Source organism: Bacillus sp. EB106-07-01-XG149, from assembly GCF_058791555.1.
In genome coordinates this window covers 692,723-714,132 of record NZ_JBYTDP010000003.1, presented here as the reverse complement: position 1 = coordinate 714,132, position 21,410 = coordinate 692,723, and the positions used below count along the sequence as shown (strand labels likewise).

General features: G+C 36.2%; 24 protein-coding genes. 2 read left to right on the top strand and 22 right to left on the bottom strand.

The window, feature by feature from the left end:
- Window positions 1–3: 3 nt before the first annotated feature.
- The 17 genes from AC3WTA_RS16030 to AC3WTA_RS15950 all read right to left on the bottom strand — a co-directional run bounded on the left by AC3WTA_RS16030 (window position 4) and on the right by AC3WTA_RS15950 (window position 13,637).
- Window positions 4–174, bottom strand: coding sequence for a DUF3951 domain-containing protein (locus AC3WTA_RS16030; protein ID WP_000602248.1), 171 nt, complete (start codon window positions 172–174; stop codon window positions 4–6).
- 62 nt (window positions 175–236) lie between these two features.
- Window positions 237–548, bottom strand: coding sequence for an AzlD domain-containing protein (locus AC3WTA_RS16025; protein ID WP_000425942.1), 312 nt, complete (start codon window positions 546–548; stop codon window positions 237–239).
- Window positions 539–1,264, bottom strand: coding sequence for an AzlC family ABC transporter permease (locus AC3WTA_RS16020; protein ID WP_070168644.1), 726 nt, complete (start codon window positions 1,262–1,264; stop codon window positions 539–541). The genes AC3WTA_RS16025 and AC3WTA_RS16020 overlap by 10 nt, the downstream gene beginning before the upstream one ends.
- Entirely contained in the window at window positions 1,257–2,093 is an 837-nt protein-coding gene (locus AC3WTA_RS16015; RefSeq protein WP_070168643.1) for a TrmB family transcriptional regulator, read from the bottom strand. The genes AC3WTA_RS16020 and AC3WTA_RS16015 overlap by 8 nt, the downstream gene beginning before the upstream one ends.
- A gap of 177 nt (window positions 2,094–2,270) precedes the next feature.
- The gene (locus AC3WTA_RS16010; RefSeq protein ID WP_078183424.1) at window positions 2,271–3,569 is read right to left on the bottom strand and encodes an NtaA/DmoA family FMN-dependent monooxygenase; all 1,299 of its coding nucleotides are present in this window, start codon (window positions 3,567–3,569) and stop codon (window positions 2,271–2,273) included.
- A 152-nt stretch (window positions 3,570–3,721) separates the two neighbouring features.
- Window positions 3,722–4,495, bottom strand: coding sequence for a flagellar basal-body rod protein FlgG (locus AC3WTA_RS16005; protein WP_001013928.1), 774 nt, complete (start codon window positions 4,493–4,495; stop codon window positions 3,722–3,724).
- 42 nt (window positions 4,496–4,537) lie between these two features.
- Complete coding sequence (gene flhF / locus AC3WTA_RS16000) at window positions 4,538–5,857, bottom strand: flagellar biosynthesis GTPase FlhF (protein WP_000446198.1); 1,320 nt, start codon at window positions 5,855–5,857, stop codon at window positions 4,538–4,540.
- Between the two features lie 14 nt (window positions 5,858–5,871).
- Window positions 5,872–7,938, bottom strand: coding sequence for a flagellar biosynthesis protein FlhA (gene flhA, locus AC3WTA_RS15995; protein ID WP_492332931.1), 2,067 nt, complete (start codon window positions 7,936–7,938; stop codon window positions 5,872–5,874).
- A 24-nt stretch (window positions 7,939–7,962) separates the two neighbouring features.
- The gene (gene flhB / locus AC3WTA_RS15990) at window positions 7,963–9,009 is read right to left on the bottom strand and encodes a flagellar type III secretion system protein FlhB (RefSeq protein ID WP_001040117.1); all 1,047 of its coding nucleotides are present in this window, start codon (window positions 9,007–9,009) and stop codon (window positions 7,963–7,965) included.
- Between the two features lie 10 nt (window positions 9,010–9,019).
- On the bottom strand, window positions 9,020–9,781 hold the full coding sequence (locus tag AC3WTA_RS15985; protein ID WP_001055715.1) for a flagellar biosynthetic protein FliR: 762 nt from the start codon (window positions 9,779–9,781) through the stop codon (window positions 9,020–9,022).
- A gap of 15 nt (window positions 9,782–9,796) precedes the next feature.
- Window positions 9,797–10,072 (bottom strand): flagellar biosynthetic protein FliQ, encoded by a 276-nt coding sequence (locus AC3WTA_RS15980; protein WP_001098085.1) that lies wholly within the window; start codon window positions 10,070–10,072, stop codon window positions 9,797–9,799.
- Between the two features lie 33 nt (window positions 10,073–10,105).
- Window positions 10,106–10,864, bottom strand: a complete 759-nt coding sequence (locus AC3WTA_RS15975) for a flagellar type III secretion system pore protein FliP (protein ID WP_001220587.1) — start codon at window positions 10,862–10,864, stop codon at window positions 10,106–10,108.
- Window positions 10,861–11,181 (bottom strand): hypothetical protein, encoded by a 321-nt coding sequence (locus tag AC3WTA_RS15970; RefSeq protein ID WP_000121176.1) that lies wholly within the window; start codon window positions 11,179–11,181, stop codon window positions 10,861–10,863. Before AC3WTA_RS15970 ends, AC3WTA_RS15975 begins: the two co-directional genes overlap by 4 nt.
- Window positions 11,182–11,193: 12 nt before the next feature.
- Entirely contained in the window at window positions 11,194–11,553 is a 360-nt protein-coding gene (fliN, locus tag AC3WTA_RS15965; protein ID WP_000680010.1) for a flagellar motor switch protein FliN, read from the bottom strand.
- A 10-nt stretch (window positions 11,554–11,563) separates the two neighbouring features.
- Entirely contained in the window at window positions 11,564–12,550 is a 987-nt protein-coding gene (fliM, locus tag AC3WTA_RS15960; RefSeq protein WP_000012366.1) for a flagellar motor switch protein FliM, read from the bottom strand.
- A gap of 14 nt (window positions 12,551–12,564) precedes the next feature.
- Window positions 12,565–12,789, bottom strand: coding sequence for a flagellar motor switch protein FliN (locus tag AC3WTA_RS15955; RefSeq protein ID WP_098376192.1), 225 nt, complete (start codon window positions 12,787–12,789; stop codon window positions 12,565–12,567).
- A 62-nt stretch (window positions 12,790–12,851) separates the two neighbouring features.
- Window positions 12,852–13,637, bottom strand: a complete 786-nt coding sequence (locus tag AC3WTA_RS15950; protein ID WP_000960072.1) for a lytic transglycosylase domain-containing protein — start codon at window positions 13,635–13,637, stop codon at window positions 12,852–12,854.
- A gap of 256 nt (window positions 13,638–13,893) precedes the next feature.
- On the opposite strand from AC3WTA_RS15950, the gene AC3WTA_RS15945 reads away from it, so the two are divergent.
- Window positions 13,894–15,210 (top strand): flagellin N-terminal helical domain-containing protein, encoded by a 1,317-nt coding sequence (locus tag AC3WTA_RS15945; RefSeq protein WP_001222326.1) that lies wholly within the window; start codon window positions 13,894–13,896, stop codon window positions 15,208–15,210.
- A 253-nt stretch (window positions 15,211–15,463) separates the two neighbouring features.
- A complete protein-coding gene (locus AC3WTA_RS15940; RefSeq protein ID WP_492332930.1) occupies window positions 15,464–16,264 on the top strand; it encodes a flagellin N-terminal helical domain-containing protein in 801 nt (266 codons plus the stop codon).
- Between the two features lie 91 nt (window positions 16,265–16,355).
- Here AC3WTA_RS15940 and AC3WTA_RS15935 read toward each other — a convergent pair whose 3' ends face one another.
- The 5 genes from AC3WTA_RS15935 to flgE all read right to left on the bottom strand — a co-directional run bounded on the left by AC3WTA_RS15935 (window position 16,356) and on the right by flgE (window position 21,391).
- The gene (locus AC3WTA_RS15935; RefSeq protein ID WP_492332942.1) at window positions 16,356–17,303 is read right to left on the bottom strand and encodes a DNA-binding domain-containing protein; all 948 of its coding nucleotides are present in this window, start codon (window positions 17,301–17,303) and stop codon (window positions 16,356–16,358) included.
- A gap of 647 nt (window positions 17,304–17,950) precedes the next feature.
- Window positions 17,951–18,859 (bottom strand): chemotaxis protein, encoded by a 909-nt coding sequence (locus AC3WTA_RS15930; RefSeq protein ID WP_000075958.1) that lies wholly within the window; start codon window positions 18,857–18,859, stop codon window positions 17,951–17,953.
- 120 nt (window positions 18,860–18,979) lie between these two features.
- Window positions 18,980–19,465: a LysR family transcriptional regulator gene (locus AC3WTA_RS15925; protein ID WP_097860175.1), complete on the bottom strand. Its 486-nt coding sequence runs from the start codon at window positions 19,463–19,465 to the stop codon at window positions 18,980–18,982.
- Window positions 19,466–19,689: 224 nt separating this feature from the next.
- The gene (locus AC3WTA_RS15920) at window positions 19,690–20,028 is read right to left on the bottom strand and encodes a DUF3964 family protein (RefSeq protein ID WP_000213334.1); all 339 of its coding nucleotides are present in this window, start codon (window positions 20,026–20,028) and stop codon (window positions 19,690–19,692) included.
- Window positions 20,029–20,077: 49 nt separating this feature from the next.
- Complete coding sequence (gene flgE, locus AC3WTA_RS15915) at window positions 20,078–21,391, bottom strand: flagellar hook protein FlgE (protein ID WP_000588305.1); 1,314 nt, start codon at window positions 21,389–21,391, stop codon at window positions 20,078–20,080.
- Window positions 21,392–21,410 lie beyond the last annotated feature (19 nt).

The window sequence follows — 21,410 nt, the reverse complement described above, 5'->3', positions numbered from 1 at the left end:
CAATCAACTTTTCTTCCTTCTATGTTTACCTTTAGCTTTCACTGTCACTGATTCACAAGGTGTATAATATATTTGAGGTGTCGCCTTATCAACAAACATCATAAACGTGACGAAGCCGATAATAAATAAAATAAACAACGTTAACAAAATTGCTCCTATCGTTAAAAGTATCATAACACCACCCCTATATCTTTCATGTTATTACACCTTTCGCTATTATATGAGCGTAATCCTTTTTAGAAAAAGAAACGTAACAAAATAATCACAATCACTCCCGTTAATACTGTACCTAATAAACTACGAGTATATATCGCAACAAGAAATGTTGGGATTGCTGCGATAAGGTAATCCCACTGCATCGTCTCATGCATAAATAATACTTGTGCTAAAAGTGCTGCTAATATCGCAATTGGTATGTAATTTAACCATTTTAAACCCCAGTCTGGAATTTGTAGTTTGCTAAATACGAGTAGAGGTAAAATACGTGGCACGAGTGTGACAGCTCCTGCTGCTAGTAAAAGTAATAGTACGTCCAATCTCATTTCCATTTTTCAATCACAACTCCAATCGTCGCAGCTAGTAATGTTGCGATAATAACCGCTATACTATCTGGCATAAATAAGTGTGAAACGTATGCGATCATAATCGCTACAATTGCAACAGTAAGATGAATTGCTAGTTTCGGTTTACTACTTATGAGCTGAAGAACAAATAATCCGATAAACATTGCTGGTAATGCATAATCCATGCCGTACGTATGCGGATCTGGTATCCACTCACCAAACAGCCCGCCAATAACAGTAGCAAGAATCCAATTTAAATATGCTGTGACATTTAACCCCATCATCCACCTGTCACCTACATATCCTTTTTGCGCTGCGTGCTGCACTGCAACGCCGAAAGTTTCATCTGTAATTTGCGAACCGATGATTAAGTTTTTAAATAGAGGAATTTTCGTAAAATAGGGAGCAAGCGCTGCGCTCATTAATAAATGGCGTAAATTAACAAAAAAGACGGTGAAAATAATTGCAGAAGCAGGAGCACCGGCTGCATACATACCAGCTAATATAAATTGGGCAGAACCCGCATAAATTAAAGTGGACATAAATGCAATTTCAATGATGGAGAAACCTGCTGTTTTTGCAATTACACCAGCTGCTATACCGATGCTTAAATAACCAAATACAGTCGGTAAACAATCTTTTACTCCTTGCTGAAATGTATCATCACTCTGCAAAGCTACATGTGCCTCAGCTTTACTCATCCGTTTCATCCTCCATTCCTTCTAAAGTTCGTTTTCCTGTTACGACATGAACTAAATCTATATTTTCACGCCACAACGTATCTAACTTATCAGCTCCAAATTCCTTCGTAATTTCTTCAACCATAATATCGTGCCGCACATACTCTGTAGCAACGAGAACTAGTGCTGGGTCATACGTTGTTACGGCCCATGAGGTACTATCATTTGAAAAGTTCGCAATTAATACTTCCTCTCCATCACGAGCAATAACAGTTAAATGACCACCCATTCTCTTTTCAACAACGTGGGGTGTCATATAATTATGGTGAAACGTCGCGCCTATTTTTGTATTGGGAGCGCCAAATAAGATTGAAAATATATGTACACCTTCCTCTTCCTTTTGACGAATATATGGCTCAATTTCATGCACTTGATCTTCCCAAACAGAAATCCATAGCTCTTCCTTCGCCCTATTAATTATATTGCATATTTCTTTTAAAACACGATCATTTGAGCGAATATGCGAAATTACATCTATTTGTCGCTCTTGTTCTAAACAATTTAATTTCCGGTCTAAAAATTCAAAGGACTTTTCAAAATCTTTTCGCATTCGATCCATTAGCTCCGTAGCTGGTACTGGTACATATTTCACTGGTTCAGTAGGAACGATATGCACTGCTCCTTTATCCATCAATTTACCGAGCACTTCATAAATCATCGAACGAGGTACTCCTGTCTGTTTACTCACTTCATACCCAGTTACTGGGGAATGTTTTAATAGTCCAATATACGCTTTACATTCGTACTGGGAAAAACCTAACTTTTGTAATTCCTTTATTATTTCATCCATCGGCAATCCCTCACATTCTATATAACTCTCATCTCAAAACGATGCATGTATATTAGTAGTTATTAGTATACCTACTAATATAAAAAAACAGACCCGTAAAGTCAATTGATAATTCTGAAATTTAATCCAAAAATAAAAAGCCTTCTTATGAAAGGCTTTTTGTACATAACACTCCTGTTATTTTAACTGCAAAGTTTTTGGTGACTTTCCCCCTAAATGCTCCCGTAAAGTAGAGCCTGTATACTCTTCCCTAAATACACCGGCCTTCACAAATAAAGGAATAACTTCACTAAAGAATAGATCTAGTGACTTTGGAGGTCCTCCTGGAATAGCAATAAATCCATCTAACGCTCCGGCCTCAAACCTATCCATAATTTGTTTCGCAACGTCTTGCGCTGTACCAACCGCAACCCAATGAGCCGAGCCAACAACTTCTGGTCGTTCTAGTATTTGTTCAACAGTTGGTTCATTTTTAATAATGTAGTTGCGTAATAATTCAGCGTGTGTTTTACTGCGAACAGTTTGATCACGGCTTGGCAACATCTCTTCCGTAATCTTACTTTCTAGCGGAATCCCTCTCGCATTTAGTCCGAGAACCATTTCGAGTAACGAGTATCTCTTCTCTTTTGTGAGGTGTTGATGAGCTTGCCTATGCATTTCTAACGCTTCTTCATATGTATCACCTATAAAGAAATATAACCCAGGCAATACACGTATATCATCTTGCTTTCGGCCATGCTGTTCTGCTCTTCTTCTTAAATCTTGACGCAGTTCCATTCCTGACTCTACATCTGGCGTTGCAGCAAAAATTGCATCCGCAACAGAAGCAGCAAAATTCCGGCCTGACTCTGAAGCACCAGCTTGGAATAATGGCATTTCTCCTGAAATATGCTGCGGAATATTAAGTGGCCCTTTCACCTCAAAGTATTCACCATTATGCTCGATAGGCTTTATCATCTCTCTAATAACATCAGGATTATCTACATTCAAAACTTCATTAGGATGACTTCCCCAAAGTTTTCTTACTAACGCTGTACATTCTGCTGCTTTCGCGTATCGTTCCTCTGATGATGGCATCACTTCCTCACCAAAGTTTTCAGCGCCGTCAATGGATGTAACAATATTCCAGCCTACTCGGCCGTTACTAATCCAGTGTAAAGATTGTAATTGCCTCGCTAATATATATGGTGGATAAAACGACGTTGAAGCAGTCGTCACGACTCCAATTTTTTCTGTTGCATAAGCAATAGCAGTAAACAGTAACGTCGGATCTAAAATGACATTTCCCTTATTACGAGCAATTAAATCTGGGTGCGCTACTAAATAATCTGCTTTAAAAACAAAATCTAACTTCGATTTTTCTGCTTGTTTCGCTAACTCTACTTGCTCTTCAATTCCCGAATTAAACTCACTTTCTTGCTCTTTCTTTCTAGAAATTAAACATAATCCAATGCACAGTTGTTTTTTTGTAGACATACACACCATCCCCTTGTTTTTAATTCACTTAGTTAAACAAATGTTTCTATCATTATGAAAAAAGATAAAATGATATTGATAATCATTATCATTTTATGATGTAACTGTAATAATAGCAATAATAAAAAAAGACTTCCACTAAGGGAAGTCTCTTATCTCAATATTTCATTCGCTTCTTTTTCATAAATTTTATCAAATGAAGTCATAACGCGTTGTGACGCTGAAATCATTTTTTGATCCGTCATAAGATCAGCCATCTCTTTCGTCATATCTACATTTGAATTTTCTAGCATATGGTTTTTTACTGTCCCTGCTCCGTTCGGTAAATCAGCAATGTTTCCTTCTGCTAGTGTAAAGCTTTTGTTCTCTCTTTGTACGAGACGATTATTCGCTTCTGCACCTACTGTTTTTGTTTGCAGGCGGGCAATATTATTTTGTGTTACTGCATCATATAACGTACCGTCTGCTTGTACAGCTACTTTTGCTCCTTCTGGAATACGAATACGTTCATTATTCTCTCCCATTACGAAAGCGCCTGAAGTTGTTTGCAGGTAACGATCACTATTTAATGTAAAACTACCGTCTCTCGTTAAAAACGTTTCATTATTTTTAGATGTAACGAAAAACGAAGCTGCGCCAGCAGTTCCATCATCTAAAAAGAAATCTGTATCACTATTTGTCATTTGTATATTTCCTTGTACTAAGTTCACATGCGTTGCGGCTGGTACTACAGCGTAATCAGTCGAGCCGATATTTGTCACAGCCCCATCTCCGCGGCGATATGTGTCTTGTACATCAAATACTTTAGAAGTCATATTTTCTGCTTTAAATCCTGTCGTTTGAGCATTTGCAACGTTATTCGAATGAACATTAATACGCTGCATGTAATTCATCATACCCATAGAACCTATATAAAGACCGTTCATAATCGTTTGAATAAGGCAGTTGCCTTATCCTTCACCTCTCTTCTATGATGTTTGCAACATTTGTTTCGCTAAATGTTCAGCTGTAGCGATATGTATATGTTGCTTCACGTCTTGTCCGTCTGTCATTAATACAATTGGAGCTGATGATACTGCTGGAATTTTCAACAATTCACCACTACTTGCTGTTTCATCAAATTTCGTAAATACGATACCATCAATATGAATATCTTTAAAATTCGTAATGATTTCAATCATGTCTTTACTTTTCATCGAAGCTGATAACGTTAAACAAATATAATCTGGCTCTACTTGTCCCATCGTTTCAATCATTTCTTCTACTGTTTCTGACGCACGATAATTTTTTCCGGCGGTATCAATTAAAATATAATCGACGCGCGCTTCTTCTTTAAAATACGTAAGCGCTCTTGTCATCGCAGCTTCATCACGTACAGCGATTACTTCAAATCCAATTGTCTTGACGTAATCTTGCAGTTGCTGTACTGTTCCAATGCGCGAATGATCTGTCGTAATAAAACCAACCGTTTTTTTCTTACCGTGAAACTGCCATGCCATTTTCGCAAGTGTCGTCGTTTTTCCAACTCCAGTTGGACCGATTAATGCAATTGTTTGCACTTCTTTTTCAAAAACGTTTTCCGTGTTGAAATGAGATCTCATATCTTCCAATATATATCCGATCACTTCTTCTTCTGTAATCATCGTCGCATTCTCAAACTTCACTTTTAACTTTTCAGCATATGCATGAATGAAATATTGTTCTACATCGTTTTGCTCTAGCATGCGAATTACTTTTTGAATAATAAACGGTACAGATTCTTGGTTTTCTTTTTTTACAACCACTTCTTCTTTCTTGACCGGAACAACTTTTTTCACAGTTTTTTGCTTTTTTGTTACTTTCGCTACTTTCGTTTCTTCCGTCTGCTTCACAACGACGATACCTTTTTCAAACAGCTTTAATAGTTTCTCTTTCTTTCTTGTCCATTCTTCACTATTTCCTGTTTGCATCGCCGCATATGACATAGAAGTCGTCACGTTTTCTAAATTGTGCAGTACCGATTGAATTCCGTTCGCCTTCACAATTTGTTCTGAAGGATCATTTACAACATCCATTAATTGTTCATGAAATTGAGCTGTGCCTTCATTGACTTCTTCCTGTTTATCCTCTGGAAAAGCAACTAACATTTCATAATTCTTTTTCCAAAAAAACGGGATATTTCGTTTTACACTTTCATCAACAACGTAATAATAATCTGTACCATATTGGTCAAATAACTTTCGATACAATTCATTTTTCGAAGCTGCTTTTATTCGCATTAACGCTTCTTTCTTTTCTGTACTTTCCATTACTTCACCCCCTACTATTCAATATAGGCAATTTGATCTACAACAATTTCCGGTGCTAATTCGCTAATACAAAGTACTTGTGCTTCTACTTGATAACGCTCAAGAAGTCTTACAATCGCAAATCTGAAATCTTTTCTACGCGTTAATAATACTGGTTCTCTTCCCATTAAACGAGCTTGTTTAAAGACACGCTGTACTTGTTCAACAACACGTGTTTCCAAATCTAAATCCCAGTTTAATAAGTAACCTTGGTATGAATTATTTACAACATCAGCATCTAACTCGATTGAATCCGAGAAGAGCGCCGCATAAATTTTACCGTCAGGATTTTTCGCATTTTCACAAATAACTTTTGAAATACATTCACGGACGAATGACGTTACACCGTCAACGTGGTTTTGATAAATTTCTTTTCCGTCAATAATACCTTCAATAATGGTTGGTAAATCACGAATAGAAATACCTTCTTTTAGAAGTTGTTTAATAACATTTTGAACGAGTGATAAGTCGATTTCTTTCTTCTTAATCTCCTCTAGTAAAACGCCGTTATCATTTTCAAGCGAGTTAATTAAGTCTTTTACATGTTGACGCTGAATTAACTCATGAAGATTACGTCTAACGATAACATCTAAATGTGTAATTAATATGCTAAGCGGCTCTAATACTTGATAGCCTTTCATTTGTGCATCTTGTACCATATGCTCTAAAATCCAATATCCATCTTCACCGAAAATTGGATCTTTCGCTGGTTCTGCATCTAAATCTGCCATTACATTCGGTGTTTTCAATGCTAATAAATAACCTGATTTTAAAACACCTTCAGCTGCCTTCGCACCTTTAATACGAATAATGTAACGTCCGCGTGGTCTAAAACTCGTATTATCTTTAAAGTTAATGCCAGGAACGTTAATACCAAGGTCGGTAATAATCGACTTCCTCATAAGAACAACTTTATCACGAGCTGTTTCCCCGTTAATCTTCTGCTTTACAAGTGCTGCTAAATCTAAACCGAGCTCTACTATAATTGGATATTTATCTGTAAATACTCCGAATGAATCTTCCACCTGTTGCAGTTGCTCATCTTCGCCTTGAATCATTTCTAATTCTTTTTGAAGCTCGTCTTCTTTTTCTTTCTTTATTCGGTTTTTATTGCGAATTCCTAAGAAGATAATTGTTCCACCAACGAGTGCAAATGGTAGAAATGGTAGCGGAGTAAAAATACCCATTGCTATAAATAAACCACCAAGCGCATATACAACGACTTCATGTGCTAATAATTCTTTAAAGATACCTTCTGTTACTGTATCCGCTGAACCATCAAATACACGTGTTACGATAATACCTGTTGAAATCGCAAGCATTAACGAACCGATTTGGTTGACAATTCCGTCACCGACAGTTAACTGTGTATAGTGAATAGCTGCTTCAGCAAAACTCATTCCTTGCTGCATTATGCCGACAATTAAACCGAAAATAATGTTTACGAATAAAATGACGATCCCGAAAATAACGTCCCCTTTAATGAACTTCCCGGCACCATCCATCGCCCCGTAAAACTCTGTTTCCATATTTAATTTTTTTCGTTTTGCCTGTGCATCTTTTTCAGTAATAATACGCTGGTTTAAATCCGCATCGATTGACATTTGTTTCCCGGGTAAAGAATCAAGTGTAAAACGAGCTGCAACTTCAGCAGTACGAGACGCACCGTTTGCAACGATAAACTGGAATATGATTAATACTATGAAAATAACGATACCAATTAATAAGTTCCCGCCAATTACAAACTGACCGAACTCTTCAATAACATGCCCCGCATTTCCGTCTGTCAAAATCGCTCGCGTCGTCGATACGTTAATCGATACGCGGAAAATCCCGATTAATAACAGCATCGTCGGAAATGACTTTAATTCATCCCACTCGTTAATACTTGTTGCTCGCATATAAATAAGCACTGACATACTTAGTAAAAAAACGATAACGATATCAAGTATAAATGGTGGAAGTGGAATTAAGAGCGCCACTACGAATGACGCTGCTAAAAAGATAGAAAAATAGGTTCTTGCAGAATCTATCTTAAACACAAGAAATCTCCTCCAACCGCGCTATTATACTTCAAGTTCATTCGTTTGAATTAAATAGCGCATAACTTCAATTACAGCTACGTATAAATCTTCTGGAATCGTCTCATCTTCCTCGACTTGATAATATAAAGAACGAGCAAGCGGACGGTTTTCCACCATTGGTATTTCTTGTTCGCGGGCAAGCGTTCGTATATATAATGCGAGCTCATCTTCCCCTTTTGCAACGACAATTGGCGCCGCATCAACCTGCTTATTGTACCGAAGTACGACCGAAATATGAGTCGGGTTGTTTACAATAAACGTTGCACCATCCATCTTCTTCGCAATTGTCCCTTGCAAGATCGCATGCATAAAGTTTTTTCGTTTCCCCTTTACTTGTGGGTCCCCTTCATTATCTTTATGCTCTCGTTTTACTTCTTCTTTTTTCATCTTAATATCTTGTTCGTACTCCCATTTTTGATAAATAAAATCAATAATAGACAGAACGATTAATATAATTAAAATAGCTAAAAAGATAAATTTAATTTGCCTAATAATTTCAGTAAGTGACGCAGTCCAGTTAAATCCAATCATACTAACGATCTTCTCTAAATTCTTTTTGAACAGTACGTAAGCGACATAACCGATTAATCCCATATAAAATAGTGATTTCAAAATATCTACTAAACTTTTACGACTAAACAATCTCGTAAAATAATTTTTTGGATTAATACGTGAAGCTTTCGGCTTAATGACTTTAGAAGAAAATAAGAAACCGACTTGAATCATATAATTAAATAGATGAAAAGCGTATACAAGTATTAATATCGGCGCTGATACTTTTAGTAGTAAAATACCCATTAAATAAAAATACTCGGTTGAATCTGTATTTTTTCCAATTTGATCAAACAGTACTGCTACAGAATTTGCAATCTCATAACCGAGCCAATCCCCGAAAAAATAAACGACAACTGCTAACACGAGTATGGAAAATAAATTATTTAAATCTTTACTCCGGGCAATATTCCCTTCTTCACGCGATTTCTTACGCTTCTGCGGGGTGGCCTTTTCTGTTTTATTATCCTTTGCCATGCGCGTCCCCCTACTTCGTTAAGAAAAAGTTAAATAGTTTCGTATATTCCTCAAGTAATACATCCGTCATATTTTTAAACACATAACCGAGCATCGGTACACTCATCGCAATAAACAAAATACCACACGTAATTTTAATGACGAATGCATTCATAAAAATATTTAATTGTGGCGCATTTTTTGCGATTAAAATAAGAACAAAGTTAATGATGAATAAACTTCCCATAAGCGGAAGAGCAATTTCAACCGCTGATGTAATCGCAAATAATAACGTTGCGAGTAGACTATCTAAAAAACTAGTCGTCAGCAATTTTGAAATCGCCTCTGTATATTGAAACGACTTTAAAATCGTGGCAACGAAATAATTAATGCCGCCAAGTGAAATAAAAATAATGAGGAAAAATATATCAAAAATGGTTGATAGTAAAGTAGACTGTGAGCCTGCATTTACATCAAACAAACTTGCCTGTGATAAACCGATATCGAAGTCTAAAATATGCCCTGCCATTTTTGGAATGTTCCACAGCATTTCTACAATTTTTGAAAGCGATAATCCGATTACAATTTGCGTTCCTGCATAAGCTGCAACGTCCCAAGTTGTCTTTATGTGAGAGACATCAACTTGATCGGCCACTGTAATTGAAAGAGCAAGTCCTACTGTAACCTTTGCCATCGCTGGAATGGATCGACCTGAGAAAAACGGTAAAAAATATAAAAATGAAGTAATGCGGCAAAACGCAAAAAACGTCGCCGCCCATAATTCCATATTCATTTCAGTTCACCTATCTTAGTACGAACGCAATAGCGATGGGATTTTATCAAATAAATCTAAAATAAGCGTCGTTAACTCTTGAAACATCCACGGACCTAAAATGATAATAACGAGTACAATACTCGCCATTTTCGGTAAAAACGTCAGCGTTTGCTCTTGAATTTGCATCATCGCCATAATGACGGCGATGATAATAACGACAATCATACTTACACCGGCAACCGGCATTAAAATCATAACCCCTTTATAAAAAAAGGTTTGAAAAATATCTATAATTGGTGACGTATTCATTTATATGACTCCTATCACATAGCATCAAACGCTTCAGGCGACCGTTTTAAACATAATGTCGACGATTTTTGTATATCCACCTAAATATACGAAAACGAGTATTTTAAATGGTAAACTTAAAATCATCGGCGGTACCATCATCATCCCGAGGTACATTAAAAGTGTACTAATAATCAAATCTATAAATACAAACGCTAAATAAATGAACATCCCCGTTAACAACCCTTTTTGGATTTGCGTTAACGTAAAGGATGGTACGAGCGTAAATAAGGAAAGATCTTTCAAATCTTTCGGCAACTCTTCTCCGCGCACTTTCAGCATCATTTTTAAATCATGCTTATACGTATGCTTTGACATATACTCTTTCATAATCGGAGCTGTCGTCTCCGCAGCTTGACTTACTGTTATTTTCTCTTTCGTCATCGGATCCCACACATCGCTCTTTAGCTGCCCAAGTACAGGCTGCATCGTGAAGAGGGATAAAAATAGTGCAAGTCCTACAAGCACTTGGTTCGGTGGTAAGTTCATTACCCCAAGTCCTTGACGTGTAATCCCAAGAACGATCATAAAATAAGTAAAGTGTGTAAATAATAGAACGATAGAAGAAGATAATGATAAAAGGGTAACGAGCGCAAATAACTGTACACTTGAATTACTCGTAAACTCTTTTCCATTTTCGAAATTAATAAAACCGTTCGGGGCCGCATACGCTGGATTTACAAAAACAATTGAAAAAACGATAGAAAATACGAAAATAACGGCTAATAATGATAACTGTTTCTTTATTCTCATGATGGATCCTCTACTTTTTTCGTTTCACTCTTCACCGCGTCTTCTAGCGCTTGTTGAAACTGATTTCCTGTTCCTGTTAATTGCACAGACTGCACACCGTTATTACTAATAACAGTGAACACTTGCTTGCCATCTACTTCAAATAAAAAGGCGCTCGTTTGATGATTTAAATACACGCCGTCTTTTACTTGAATATGGCCATTTTCACCTTGTTTAAAAAACTGCTGCTTGCGCGTCTTTTTCGTCATATAATATGCACCGTAGCCGAGCGCACCAAACAGTAAAACGACTTGAAATAAGGTCGTCATATACGACATATGACTCCTCCTCTACTCTTTATCTTGCATTTGACTTTGCGCTTTCATAAGCGCAGCTTGCTTCTTATCGGCTTCAATTTCAGAAATGATAATACCGAACTTCTCGTCCATTACGATTGCTTCACCGATGCCGACTTTCATATTACTTAAATACACATCTACTTTATGTCCTAGGTTTTTCTCTACTTCCAGAACATCGCCAACTTTTAACTGTTTCACATCACCGAGCGTAATAGATGACTTCCCAAGCTTTACACCAAGTTCAATCGAAATGTCTGAAACAGTATCAATATGTGCTTTACCTGCTTCATTTCGCTTTCCTGCAAAATCTTCTAATCCCATTAATGATACAGGAGATACTTCATGCTTCATGTGGATCCTCCTACTCTACAAAACTTTTAAATAAGAGCGCCTTACGCGTTCCATCTTTTCCAATAAAACAATTAAATTTATGCTTTCCATCTACATAACCAAGTAATTCATCCGAAACTTTCGTATGAAGCGGAATAATATCGCCTTCTTCAATTTGTTCAATCTCACCCATTGTCATCTTTTGCTCGCCAATTGCAACGTGAACAGGTTTGTACACTTGATTTACTTTCACTTCCACTTCAGACGTATACTTTTTACGCTTATCCGAAGAATGTTCGACAATATTTTCAGACGTTAACTTATCCATAATTTCTTCAACAGATAAGAACGGAATACCGATACGCACCGTCGTATTCCAAAAATCTGTTTTCATATTTACGTTCAGTAATGAAATGATATCACTCGCTGTCGTAATCTTTAATGCATTCGGATCTGTCTCCGTCGTTACAAATTTCGGTTCAATCGCCACAACACTTTCAAATGATTGCTCTAAATTTTTACAAAGGAGCATAAAAATATTATCCAGTGTTAAAAACTCAAATGCGGTAAGTGGTCTGCGCATCGTAAAGTTACGCTTACTATCTCCGCCAAGCCAACATTCATGAATGTAAATAACGAATGCTAAATCAATCTCAATAACAATTTCTCCAAGCTCTGGAAGACCAAGATCAATAACGCAATATAAATAGTAATCTTTCGGCATTTTCTCCACATACTCACTCGTAAATGGAACTTGTTCAACCGTTGAAGGCTCTAACTCAATTGGAATACGCATACGCGCTGACAACGTCTGTGACGTCTGTTTACCAAATGTAGAAGCAATCGCTTGCAAGCTACGTAAATGCTCAACACCGAACTTCTCCGGTCTATTAAAATCATACTCTTGAAATTTCTCTTGCTTCCCTGCTTCTTGTGCGAAAGCTGGCATTTCCTCGCCTTCATTTACCGCCTTCAGCAGGGCATCAATTTGCTCTTGGCTTAATTTTTCGCCACTCATGACAATCCCCTTCCCTACCTTTTCAATTCAACGATTTCAACGTACATCTTTCCATTCTTCGTCAAAATCTTTCCGGTTCCAATCTCTTCATTCTCAAGCATAAGACGCACCGTATTTTTCGTTGAATTTTCAAGACGATACAATGTACCTTTCGTAATATGAAGCAAATCTTCAATTTTCTTTTTCGTATTTCCGATTTCAAAATAAATTGTTAACGGAATATCATCTTTTAATTTCAAATCTAGCCAACTCCCATATCATGTTCACGAAAATTTCATGTTCTCTCTATATATGAAACTTTTTATTTTGAAACGTCGATATTTAATATTTTTTTAATATATCCTTGCGTTTCTTTAAATGGTGGTACGCCTCCGTACTTTCTCACATTACCAGGTCCAGCATTATAAGAAGCAAGTGCCAATACTAAGTCGCCGTTATTTTTCTTTAAATAGCCGCTTAACTCTTTCACACCGCCCTCAATACTTTCAGCTGGTGAAAATGGATTTTTTACACCCATCTCTTTCACATTCGCTGGCATAAGCTGCATAAGACCCATCGCACCTGCATGTGACACCGTTTTCGGATTAAAATTAGACTCTACTTCAATCATTTTTTGAATTAACGTTTTCGGAATTCCGTATGTACGGCTAGCGCGATCAATAATATCCTCATACTTCCCCTCATTGGAAGAACGTATTTTTTGAATATTATACTTCTTCGTTAATCCCCACGTATCAGCAGCCTCATTTTTCGTTTCTGGGAAACGTCGTTCAAACTCTTTTTGTGCGACTTGCACTTCATCTACGTTCTTCGTTTCAGCTTTTTCTTCAGGCTTACTCGCTTCCTCTACTTTATTAATAGATTCTTCCGGTTTATTTACGGCCGTTTCTATTTTTGTAGATTGTACCGGCTGACTCATATCCTCTACATTTACCGGCTGCGTAGTACCCTTCGTCTCCTTCGCAGGTTCACTCTGCAACTTCTCTTGAAAACGACTACTAACGAATGCTTGTGGACTACTTAGCTTTTGCTGAATTTGTCCTTTCTTATATGCAAGCACTTCTTTTACTATATTTCCAACTAACATAATATCACCTTTTCGGTAAACAAAGATAATCTAATATTAGAGTTTTTTTTTAAAGTTTGCAATAATCCTTTTAATAATATTGTAATAAAAAAATGAATATATTGTTAAACTGTTATTTTTTTATATTTATTAATTCGAATTTTTAGTTGACACCCGCTATGACAGGGATTACAATAAATCTCGAAATTGATTTTTTCGCATATTACCGTTTTTCAATTTGCAGAAAAGTCAATATAAAAAAATGGGGGTTCTTAACATGAGAATTAACACAAACATTAATAGTTTACGTACGCAAGAATATATGCGTCAAAACCAAGCGAAAATGAGCAATTCTATGGACCGTTTATCAAGCGGTAAACGTATCAACAACGCTTCTGACGATGCAGCAGGTCTTGCAATCGCAACTCGTATGCGTGCACGTGAAAGCGGTCTAAACGTAGCTGCTAACAACACACAAGATGGTATGTCATTAATCCGTACAGCTGACTCAGCTTTAAACTCTGTATCTAACATTTTACTTCGTATGCGTGACATTGCCAACCAATCTGCGAACGGAACAAACACAGATAAAAACCAAGCTGCACTACAAAAAGAATTTGGTGAATTACAAAAGCAAATTACTTATATTGCTGACAACACTCAATTTAACGATAAGAACTTACTTAAAAATGACCAAACAATCAACATTCAAACTCTTGACTCAAGTGATAAATCAAAACAAATTGGCGTTTCTTTAAAAGGTATTACGCTTGATAAACTTGGTATCGCTAATACAGCTATTGGTACTGATAACAGTGCTGACGTGAATTTCAAAGCTGCTAAAGCTGCTATTGATAAACTTGACGGTACAACTGCTACAGGTGATGCACTTAAGGCAGATGTTGAAGCTGCTAAAGAAGCTTTCGCAAAAGCAAGTGATTTATTCGATAAAAAAACTGCTGGAGAAATTGAATTTGCATTTGACGAATTCGCTAAAACTGCAACTCCAGCTAAAGCTCAAGCAATTTTCGCTGCTTTTGATGGCAAAAATACAATTACTCAACAAAATCTAGCTGATGCTAAAAAAGACATTACAGCACTTGCTACAGCGATTACTGACCCAACTGCTAGAAATACCGCTGTTGACCAAGCTGCTACTTCTTTCGAAAAAGTGAAAGATTTATATAGCGAACAAGATGTAGCAAAAATGCAAGCAGCTTTTGAGACTTATAATAAATCTGCAAAAGGTGAGGATGATGCAAAAGAAGTTGCTAAAGCATTCACAGGTATGACACCAGCAACTACTACTAAAGCTGATGCATTAGCTGCTGTTGACAAAATTGATGAAGCATTAAAAATGGTTGCTGACAACCGCGCAACTCTAGGTGCTACATTAAACCGCTTAGACTTTAATGTAAACAACCTGAAGAGCCAATCGTCTTCTATGGCTTCAGCTGCTTCTCAAATCGAAGATGCTGACATGGCGAAAGAAATGTCTGAAATGACTAAGTTCAAAATCTTGAACGAAGCTGGTATCAGCATGCTTTCTCAAGCAAACCAAACTCCACAAATGGTTTCTAAATTATTACAATAAGCCATTTGAGTTAGTTTCATGAATAAACCTCTCTGCTTGCGGAGAGGTTTATTTTTTCTATATAGATAGATTAAATGCTTTCCTTAGCTGGAAGAGAAGATTTATCCATATTTAGAAGCGGTCAGAGCTGATTGTAGCCTAGTCCTGTATATGAAAACAAAAAGATAAAGTAAGTACAAACCCTTTGATCCTTCCATATCCGTTTATTAGCTTTAGAACACTGACTATATCAATTTTATAAGGAGTGTCTATTATGCGTGTTGGTACGAATGTTTTGAGTATGAATGCTAGGCAGTCGTTGTATGAGAATGAGAAGCGTATGCATGTTGCGATGGAGCATTTGACGACTGGTAAGAAGTTAAACCATGCTTCTGATAATCCAGCTAATATTGCGATTATGACTCGTATGCATGCACGAGCGAGTGGTATGCGTGTGGCGATTCGTAATAATGAGGATGCAATATCGATGCTTCGCACGGCAGAAGCTGCACTTCAAACTGTGATGAATATTTTACAGCGCATGCGTGATTTAGCTGTTCAATCTGCTAATGGTACAAATTCAAATAAAAACCGTAATTCACTGAATAAAGAGTTTCAGTCTTTAATAGAGCAAACTGGCTATATTGGCGAGACGACTGAGTTTAATGATTTATCCGTGTTTGATGGAAAACACCGTCCTGTTACGTTAGATGATATTGGTCATACAGTAAATATAATGAAACACATTCCCCCTTCCCCTACACAACATGACATCAAGATTTCAACAGAACAAGAAGCAAGAGCGGCAATTCGTAAAATTGAAGAGGCTTTACAAAATGTATCACTTCATCGTGCTGATCTTGGGGCTATGATGAATCGTTTACAGTTTAATATTGAAAATTTAAATAGCCAAAGTATGGCCCTAACAGATGCTGCATCTCGAATTGAAGATGCGGATATGGCGCAGGAAATGAGCGATTTTTTAAAGTTTAAATTGTTAACTGAAGTTGCCCTTAGTATGGTTTCACAAGCAAATCAAATACCGCAAATGGTTTCCAAGTTACTACAATCTTAAAAAATCATCTTCCTTGAAACGATTCCATACAAAACAAAAGGGAAATACATATACACTATGTATCTCCCTTTTATTTTGTACCCAAATTTTATTACTGCGTTACAGTCATAACCTGCCCACTACGATCAACCATAATTTTCATTTTACCGTCTTGTGCGTTATATAACCCTAATTTATGCAAATCTTGTTTACATTCTTTTACGAAGAAAGGTAATGTGCGAATTTGATTGATATCAGAGCTCGTAATGAAATGAATTAAATGCTGCGTCATTTCTTTTATATCATGAACAAGCTCTTCCTTTTCTCGCTTTAGCCTTTCATTTTCAACCCGTAATACATGTAATTCGCCCTCAAGACCACGAGCATTCTTTTCACCTTTTGAACGCTCTGCAGCCATGCTAGAAAGCTTATAGATTCCTTCCATGAACTGATGTAGTTCATGCTCTTTTCTTTCACTACACTGGCTAATCGTTTCAAAATTATCAACAATGCCAGATATAACTGTTACAAGATTTTTTTCGTTCTCTGTATTTGGAACTTCATTTCTTAATTCTTGTTTGTTTTCTTTTTTTATTTCAACAATTGGTTCTTTTACAGGCGCATATTTTCGCTTTCGTCCTGGTTTTTGTTTTTCAATATTTTCAAACGGTATTTCACATTTTTTTAATTTGTAATACGTATTTTGCAATTGGCTTGCTGTTTTTGGAAAAAGATTTAGCTCTTTTTTACTGACGTATTTTGAAATATTAATAATGTTTAAACCGTGACGTTGGGAAAATTGATACACTTCATACAGTAACTCTAACTCAGACTTCAGCCATGTAATTGTAGATTTTTCATACGCCCGCATCCCGCCATTTTTTTCTATATCTATTTGAAATAATACCATTCTATTATATAAATCAACTAATTCTTCATACTCTACTCGGAATTGTTTCTCTATTTTTTTTAATTCCTCTTCTAGTTGTACATCGTTCATTTTATTATTTGACATGTTTTGTAAAAGATTTAATACATTGATTGCTGTGTGGTGATACATAATCTGTGCCACTCCCCCTCATCCTTTCACAATTCTCATCTGACTCCCATGTCTTTTCAGAAAATAGCAATTTTTGCATATCCATATTATAACATTTCGAAATTATCTGTCAAATATTAAACATACAAAAATGTATAGAAAGTATAGAAATAGAAAAATTATTTTTAATTAATATGTATAATTACATATTAATTATATTATATGGTATTTCAGATATATTTTCACCGAAAAAGTTTGCGTTACTACGCAACCTTACTAGCATATTCCAAAAATACGCTCTCTTATATTTTCAAATAAACAAGCTCGCTATTTATTCATTAAACGAATTGAAAATCTCGAAGTAGAGACTATTTATACAGCCACAAACACTCCAAAAATATTTAATCTTTCTACCTGTACAGCAGAGTATAGAATGCAAAAAGGAACTAGCCAGTACTACTTACACGTGGCTAGTTCCCTCCTCCCTACTAAAAAATAGAGTTGTATATCAGTTCTTCAAACCCTCAATCAAAGGCTCTATTCTTCTACTGACCTAAAACCACTCCATATATCTGGTCTCACATCGCATGGGCTCTATTAGGCACTGACCGCCACCACGCATGGTTAGAGCTTCTATTCCAGCTAAAAAAAGCTTTTCAAAACGTTTTTTACAGCACTAACTTATCAACTAAACCAATTAACTCTTGAATATCTGGCTTACTTACTTGCGCATTTGCTCCTACAGCTTCGCCTTTATGGAATAATTCATTTGTAATTAATGAAGAGAAAATAATGACAGGTAAACGATTCATTACTTCACTATCCTTAACCACCTTCGTTAAATGATGTCCGTCCATTTTCGGCATTTCAATATCAGTAATTAGCAAGTGAATATGTTCAAACATTTTTTCCCCTTGCTCTTTCGCTAATTTTTCAATTTGTGCTAACGCTTCTGCACCATTGCTGAAGAAATTCATTTTCGTATATCCAGCTGATGATAATGTTTCTTCTAATATTTGGCGAAGCATTGCTGAATCTTCTGCAATATAAATAACTTTTTCAGCTCGATCTGTTTTTTGCTCTAACCCTGCAAGTGATTTGTTGTCATAACCAGTACCGCTAATTTCGCATACAATTTTCTCATAATCTAATAGTAAAATGATTTGTCCATCTAGCTTTACAATACCAGATGTCGTTTCTTCTAGTCCCATAGATAATGAAGCTGGTTCATCAATTTGTTCCCAAGAAATACGTTGAATACGATGCACTTCATCAACACGGAAAATAACTTTCATTTGATTTAATTCTGAAATAATAAATTTCGTTTGATCAAGTGGCTTTGTCGATTTTAAATTAAGAGCTGTCGCTAAGTTAATAACAGGTAAAATTTCACCACGTACTTGAACAACACCTTCAACTGCATGATGAGATTCTGGCACAGTTGTAACAGGGAATGGATTAATGATTTCACGTACTTTCATTACGTTAATACTAAATAGATTTTCACCAACAGTATATGTGACAATCTCTAATTCATTTGTTCCACTTTCTAATAAAATACTTTGTGCTTGTGACATAAAGGTGTCGCTCCCCTTCCATTAATTCCTTATATCTAATTATTAAGCTTTATTAAAACGAAAAAGTCAACTACCTATATGAAAAATATAGATAGTCGAACGATTTATTTTAAAAGACGCTTACTCTTGTATAAACGAAGCAAGTGCCTCTAATAACACTTCTTGTGCTCCTACAATTTCTGTCGGCATTGCTTCCCACTTTTTCGAAAGCTCCGTTTCTACTCTTATTCTTAGCTCCGAATCCATTTCTTCTAGCACATATTCTTTCGTCGCTATATCAACATCAAGTAGCGCAAGCGCATATAATTCTGGATCATTTATTTTTTTAAATAATTGTTTCAATATAGCTGGTGCTATATGTTTTAATTTTTCAATATGAATTTCCTTATCCGAAAACAGTAACTCATATTGAATAAACGTAACATTTTCTTTAATCACTTTAAAATAGCAATTATTTTTTTTATCATTTACAAAATAACCGTTCGAATCTGCAATAATACTCTCTACTTTACGAATTAAATCTGGCAAACTACTCGCCGCCATTACAGTCCGCTGCTCAACCTCACTTGGCGAAATGAATGTAACGCGATACTTATTCTGCGCCATCCTCCTCACCTCTCCTTTTATAGAAATCTATCGTCACAAATAAACTTATTAGTCCATCTAACACGCTAAGACCATATTATTCATACTACACTTCACTTAAATCTTCTTAAACTAACCTAGTAACTCTCCATATCTCTGGTCTTAAACAACGGTCGAGCACCCACATAAGCACTAATCGCCAGATCCTCTCTCTCAAAACCTAAAAAAGGGCTTTTAAAAGCTTTTTAAGAGCTTTTCAATAACTCGATGTTATTGAACCAAAATGCAATCTGCTGATCCGTTATCCCTGATAGTGTAATAAAAAACTCACGGCACTTCATCTCGTCCTTAAACAGTTGATACTTCCATTCTCCTTCGCTACCAACACTTACGAAATAAAACTCATGAATACGGCCAATAATTGATTGCTTTTCACCAAATGAATATGCCGGTACTTGCTTAATTTCAAATTGATCAGGTAAATATATATGCTCTTCTCGTTCCATTTTTAACACTTGCTCTGCAAGTTCACGTTTATTTTCGAAAAAAGGCAATTGTAAAATTCGCTCTTGTCTTGTCGTCATACGAATAAAAAACCCTTTCTACTACATTACAATTTTACTTTATGATATATTATCGAATTAAGTTTACAACTTCATTTAATACTTCATCTGAAACTTTAATTACTTTCGCATTTCCTTGGAATCCGCGTTGATAAAGCATTAAATCAACAAATTCTACAGATAAATCTACGTTTGAACTTTCTTTTGCTGACCCTCGTACATTCCCTGCACCATTCTCACCAGCAACACCTATTCCCGGAATACCCGCTGATGGTGTCGCAACGTAATTTCCATTCCCTGTTTTCATTAATCCACCTGAATTCGGGAATGTAGCTACAGCTAGTTGTCCTACAACTTTCATACTACCATCTGAATATTTCATCATAACGAAACCACCGTCAGAAATAGAATAATCATTTGCAATCGCAGCTGGGCGCCCCGTTACTTCTGTTGTAGAAATAGTTTTCCCTGTCGGATAATTTGTTAATCCGCTTAAATCAAGTGTTAGACCACCACCAAAAGGAATTTGAACAGATCCACCTTTAGTAATTTCGCCAGTTACTGGATCTTTTTGTACAGGTTCATCTGTTTGCTTTAAATTTCCTAATGTATCAAATATAAGCGTTTTGTTGTCTGGCATACCTTCAATAGGCTTAAATTCTTTTTCGTTTTTAGAATCATTTCTTACAGAAACTGAATATGTATATTCGCCTGGCACTGGCTTTTCAACTTCTTTACCATCTACAGTCTCTTTTGTAGTCTTTTGTTTAATATTTACACGTAACGTTAACGAGTTCCCTTCCGCATCAAAAACTGTGAATTCGTGAGATAATGCATTTTGGTTTCTGGGAAGGTTTCCGCCTATTGTCGCTTTATCTGTTTGAATCCCACCAACAGCTGATCCCATTGGAATATGAATTGGGCTTGGTCGTGAAGAAAAATCTACTTCTTGTGTTCCTGTTTTTACACCATAACCTAGTACATACTGTCCACCTGTATTTGTAACATAGCTATCTTTCGATACACCAAAAGACCCTTTTCTCGTATACTCTACATTTCCACCGTTACGATCACCAACTAAAAACAAACCGTTTCCTTCTATCGCTGTCTCCATCTTATCACTAGTTAAAGTAATAGAGCCATCACTAAAATCAGTAGATGTCCCACTGAACTTTACACCGTTACCAATACTCTTTGGATTCGTACCAGCATAGGCACCATCACCACGTGAACCAACCGTATTATTATATAGCAAATCATCAAAAATAGCCTTTTGCTTTTTATATCCAACTGTTTGTGCATTTGCAATATTATTTGAAGTAACACTTAATGCATTTTGTGCTGCATTCATCCCTGTAATACTTGTATATAACGCTTTAATCATAACCTTTGTACACTCCTTT

Bases quoted from the DNA above. Each gene is read 5' to 3' on its own strand.
- AC3WTA_RS15930 (WP_000075958.1), bottom strand. From the start codon at position 18,859: ATGTCACAAGCACAAAGTATTTTATTAGAAAGTGGAACAAATGAATTA.
- AC3WTA_RS15935 (WP_492332942.1), bottom strand. From the start codon at position 17,303: ATGTATCACCACACAGCAATCAATGTATTAAATCTTTTACAAAACATG.
- flgE (WP_000588305.1), bottom strand. From the start codon at position 21,391: ATGATTAAAGCGTTATATACAAGTATTACAGGGATGAATGCAGCACAA.
- AC3WTA_RS16030 (WP_000602248.1), bottom strand. From the start codon at position 174: ATGATACTTTTAACGATAGGAGCAATTTTGTTAACGTTGTTTATTTTA.
- fliN (WP_000680010.1), bottom strand. From the start codon at position 11,553: ATGAAGCATGAAGTATCTCCTGTATCATTAATGGGATTAGAAGATTTT.
- AC3WTA_RS15945 (WP_001222326.1), top strand. From the start codon at position 13,894: ATGAGAATTAACACAAACATTAATAGTTTACGTACGCAAGAATATATG.
- AC3WTA_RS15940 (WP_492332930.1), top strand. From the start codon at position 15,464: ATGCGTGTTGGTACGAATGTTTTGAGTATGAATGCTAGGCAGTCGTTG.
- AC3WTA_RS16015 (WP_070168643.1), bottom strand. From the start codon at position 2,093: ATGGATGAAATAATAAAGGAATTACAAAAGTTAGGTTTTTCCCAGTAC.
- AC3WTA_RS16010 (WP_078183424.1), bottom strand. From the start codon at position 3,569: ATGTCTACAAAAAAACAACTGTGCATTGGATTATGTTTAATTTCTAGA.
- AC3WTA_RS15970 (WP_000121176.1), bottom strand. From the start codon at position 11,181: ATGTCGTATATGACGACCTTATTTCAAGTCGTTTTACTGTTTGGTGCG.
- AC3WTA_RS15950 (WP_000960072.1), bottom strand. From the start codon at position 13,637: ATGTTAGTTGGAAATATAGTAAAAGAAGTGCTTGCATATAAGAAAGGA.
- AC3WTA_RS16025 (WP_000425942.1), bottom strand. From the start codon at position 548: ATGGAAATGAGATTGGACGTACTATTACTTTTACTAGCAGCAGGAGCT.
- AC3WTA_RS15985 (WP_001055715.1), bottom strand. From the start codon at position 9,781: ATGAATATGGAATTATGGGCGGCGACGTTTTTTGCGTTTTGCCGCATT.
- AC3WTA_RS15975 (WP_001220587.1), bottom strand. From the start codon at position 10,864: ATGAGAATAAAGAAACAGTTATCATTATTAGCCGTTATTTTCGTATTT.
- flhB (WP_001040117.1), bottom strand. From the start codon at position 9,009: ATGGCAAAGGATAATAAAACAGAAAAGGCCACCCCGCAGAAGCGTAAG.
- AC3WTA_RS16005 (WP_001013928.1), bottom strand. From the start codon at position 4,495: ATGAACGGTCTTTATATAGGTTCTATGGGTATGATGAATTACATGCAG.
- AC3WTA_RS15920 (WP_000213334.1), bottom strand. From the start codon at position 20,028: ATGACGACAAGACAAGAGCGAATTTTACAATTGCCTTTTTTCGAAAAT.
- AC3WTA_RS16020 (WP_070168644.1), bottom strand. From the start codon at position 1,264: ATGAGTAAAGCTGAGGCACATGTAGCTTTGCAGAGTGATGATACATTT.
- AC3WTA_RS15925 (WP_097860175.1), bottom strand. From the start codon at position 19,465: ATGGCGCAGAATAAGTATCGCGTTACATTCATTTCGCCAAGTGAGGTT.
- fliM (WP_000012366.1), bottom strand. From the start codon at position 12,550: ATGAGTGGCGAAAAATTAAGCCAAGAGCAAATTGATGCCCTGCTGAAG.
- flhF (WP_000446198.1), bottom strand. From the start codon at position 5,857: ATGGAAAGTACAGAAAAGAAAGAAGCGTTAATGCGAATAAAAGCAGCT.
- AC3WTA_RS15980 (WP_001098085.1), bottom strand. From the start codon at position 10,072: ATGAATACGTCACCAATTATAGATATTTTTCAAACCTTTTTTTATAAA.